Origin of the sequence: Shewanella sp. SP2S2-4 (assembly GCF_031932025.1) — a bacterium.
Lineage (GTDB): Bacteria > Pseudomonadota > Gammaproteobacteria > Enterobacterales > Shewanellaceae > Shewanella > Shewanella baltica.
In genome coordinates, this window is record NZ_JAUOER010000048.1 from 1 (window position 1) to 3,217 (window position 3,217).

General features: G+C 40.3%; 3 protein-coding genes. 2 read left to right on the plus strand and 1 reads right to left on the minus strand.

Annotated elements, in window-relative coordinates:
* The first annotated feature begins 184 nt into the window (after positions 1–184).
* Positions 185–949, plus strand: a complete 765-nt coding sequence (locus tag Q4Q54_RS21570; protein WP_311989523.1) for a HEPN domain-containing protein — start codon at positions 185–187, stop codon at positions 947–949.
* A gap of 150 nt (positions 950–1,099) precedes the next feature.
* The gene (locus Q4Q54_RS21575; protein WP_311889962.1) at positions 1,100–2,149 is read left to right on the plus strand and encodes an alpha/beta hydrolase-fold protein; all 1,050 of its coding nucleotides are present in this window, start codon (positions 1,100–1,102) and stop codon (positions 2,147–2,149) included.
* Positions 2,150–2,413: 264 nt separating this feature from the next.
* Here the strand turns inward: Q4Q54_RS21575 and Q4Q54_RS21580 are convergent.
* On the minus strand, positions 2,414–3,217 hold an 804-nt coding region (locus Q4Q54_RS21580; RefSeq protein WP_311989524.1), incomplete at its 5' end, for a transposase.

Genomic DNA, 3,217 nt, shown 5'->3' on the forward strand with positions numbered 1-3,217 from the left:
GACCTTCCTACAGAGGACTTTCACCTCATTAGTTCATGCCCATGCTGGGCGTACACAAACGGCTCAAACCGACCTCCACTGCGTTGCTCGTTTTGTGCTTTTTCGCTACGCTCGCACAAAACAATCAACTCCGTTCCGTCGGCTTAGCCGGGCGTTATATGCTCGGAGTTTTTAAGGAATTAGTTTGAGAAGAGTAAGAAAGAAGACTGATAAAGTTGTTGATGAATTAATTGCTCTTCGGGACAGTAGGAAGTCTATTGATGATTTCTTTTTTTCACATCAGCTCAATTTCTATGAAAGCTGCAGCTTAATGCATTCGTTCATCACAAGTGACAGTGAAAAAAGGAAATTATTGGAAATAGCATATCGCCAATATTATGTATTTCTAGTCAGTTGCTGGGAGACATTTTTTCGAGATGTTTTTGTCTATGTACATAGCAAGGATGAAAGCCTTACTAGTCGTTTAATGGAAAGTATGAAGCCTGCGATAGATACATTTGAAGATGACAAAATTGATTTGCCAGAGCTTTTGAGTAAAAGTTTTAATTTTCAAAATATAAATGATCTCGAAGATGCCTACGATAAGGTATGGGGCACTAGCTTTTTAAAATATATATGTTCGACTGATATAGGGCCTTGCGGTATTAATGGAAAAGTAGCAGGCGGTTTGGTTATGGACAAGCTTATAGATGATTGGTATGACGTTATTTTAAAAACTTTTTCCATTCGTCACAAAGTGGTACATGACGCAAACTTCAGGCCTGAAGTAGATTTTGAGTTTATTCAAAAATCTGAAACTGTATTTTTACTGATCCCACAAATTGCAACGCATTTCATTGCCGAAAAATTCAGTCTAAAACGTATTGCGTTTTCGAATGGAGTAGACTCTGTTCCTTATATATTTACTGTATCAGAGTTACTTGCAGATGATTGGCAGGTTGTAGAGTGACAATTAAATACGCATATAACAAGGCAATGCAATCTGACTCCGCAACCTGTCACTCGTTTTGCCATAAACCCGGCAAAACCAGCGCCAGCTTGCTACGCAGTTGATTGCGGCGTTATATTCCTAGAGTTTCATCAGCATGGAGAGTTATAAATGAGAGTATTTATTTTTAGTTTTGTTTTACTTTGTTCACAGTTTTCATTTGCATCAGATTTAATGTTAGCTGAGGAAATTAAGTTAAAGTCCGGTACACTTGGGGAAGAGAGAAACTTATTTATAAAACTCCCAAAGAAATATCACGATGAAGATAATTCGTATCCAGTATTATACGTACTACACGGTCAATGGGATATGCTTTCAACCCTATCGACTATTGATCTATTAGAAGATCAAATTCCAAACTTTATAGTTGTAGGTATCGAAAGTAGAGGAAAAGAACTTAGCCCTGAAAATGGAAAAACAACGCCCTTTGCTGAGTTTCTTGCGACAGAAGTCGTATCTTTTGTTAATGATAATTACCGAGTTGCGCCTTATACAATTCTATCTGGGCATTCTAATTCAGGCCGTTTCGTCTTAGATTGTTGGTTAAGTAATAATCCTGGTTTTTCTAAATACTTCGCTTTCAGTCCTTCTCTTGACGATAATTACATCTTAGATATGGTATCCAAATCAAAAATTGAGGCTTTAAAAAAGAAAGCTCCTCTTACGATCACCATCGCAAATGAAGGTGAGCATATGCAAAACCCTTTTACTGAATTAACTCAGAAGTTAAGTAACTTATCTAAAAGCTCTTTTGAATTCAAAAAATTTCCAGAGCAATCTCATAGAACCACTAAACATTCTTCTATGCAATATGCTTTACAATCAACATTTGCGGGCTGGGAACCAACCTACGAAGTAAAAACTTCAGGGTTAAACGGTTTAAAAAAACACTATACAGATTTATCTAAAAAGTTTGGGTTTAAGGTTTCTGTTCCAATCGAAACCTTGCAAAAGTTAGTAGCTCATTATGCTATTTCTGGGAATGCGACTGAAGAACTTAATAAGCACATAGCTTTCACAATTAATCAATCTTCAGAAGGCATAGATTCACTGTTTGAAATATCTGGCTATTTATCTAGTAATGGATATAAAGAAGCCGGTGAAAATATTCTCAATGTAATATGTAATCAGGCTAAAAATAATCAAAGGTGTAGTGGTTAGAACGGAATATAACAAATAAGGATAGGCCGCGCGTAGCCGCGACCTTATCCCAAGTGTTGAACAAGCCCGATGTTGATTGTTGACACTTTATTATGCAAATAGCGGATTGAGAATTTGTACTGGCGAAGGTCTTATTTTGAAAGAAACTTTTTGCAGACATGACCCGCCCTTAGCGAACGAGCTAATATTTTTATCACTTGTTCATCAAGCTGTTATCGAGTCCTCATTCTGTTTGGTTAACCCGTTATCCTTATACTTCTCGCCTTAAGCGGTGATATTAGCGCCTGTCGGTCGATGACGCATATGAACACCCATAAAATGCATAGCTTGATGGCAGCAAGGGCAATAGCGCACGGCTAAGGTACGTTTGACCTCAGGTAACATGGGGAACACTGCACCTGCGACAGCCAACATCAGTTGGATTTGTTGCCGTAGCTTTTTGGCATTGCCTCGCAGTAAGCCATAGTCTCGTACTCGCCGTAATCCTTTGGGTAACACATGTTGTAATATCAACCACAGAAATTCGACCGCGGGCAAGCTGCGTACTTGTTGGCAGCGAGTCTGACTGTCTTGATAGGTAAAGCTCACCTGATTATCGACATGACGACAAATACTGCTGTCGGGTAAAACGCCCCGATAAAGGTAGCGCGACAGATATTGCAGTGCAGGCGCACCTTTACCGACGAACTGACAATCGACCACCCATTTCGACTGGGATTGATGTGGCAGTTTAAGCTGAAGCGTGTCACTCAGATAAGCCAGTAAACGTGCTCGCCACACCTTGGCAAGATTAAAGGCGTTAAATAAGTAATGGGTTTGACACTTGCGCCATTGCCGCTTGCCTGAGTGGTAGCTCCCTGCTGGGATAATGAAGTGCAGATGTGGATGGTAGTCTCTGCGCCGACTGTGAGTATGCAGTACGCCGGTGAAGCCGATGTCACCACTGAGCTTAGGGGAGCGTGCTGCAAAATCTTTGAGTACGCCTGCTGCCACGGTAAACATGGCGTGATAGAACGGCTCGGGTTGCGATTTCGCTATGGCTCTTAATTCAAACGGCAAGGTAAAGGT

What these genes read in the sequence shown, in the direction of transcription:
- Q4Q54_RS21575 (WP_311889962.1), top strand. Translation starts at nt 1,100, where the DNA reads ATGAGAGTATTTATTTTTAGTTTTGTTTTACTTTGTTCACAGTTTTCA.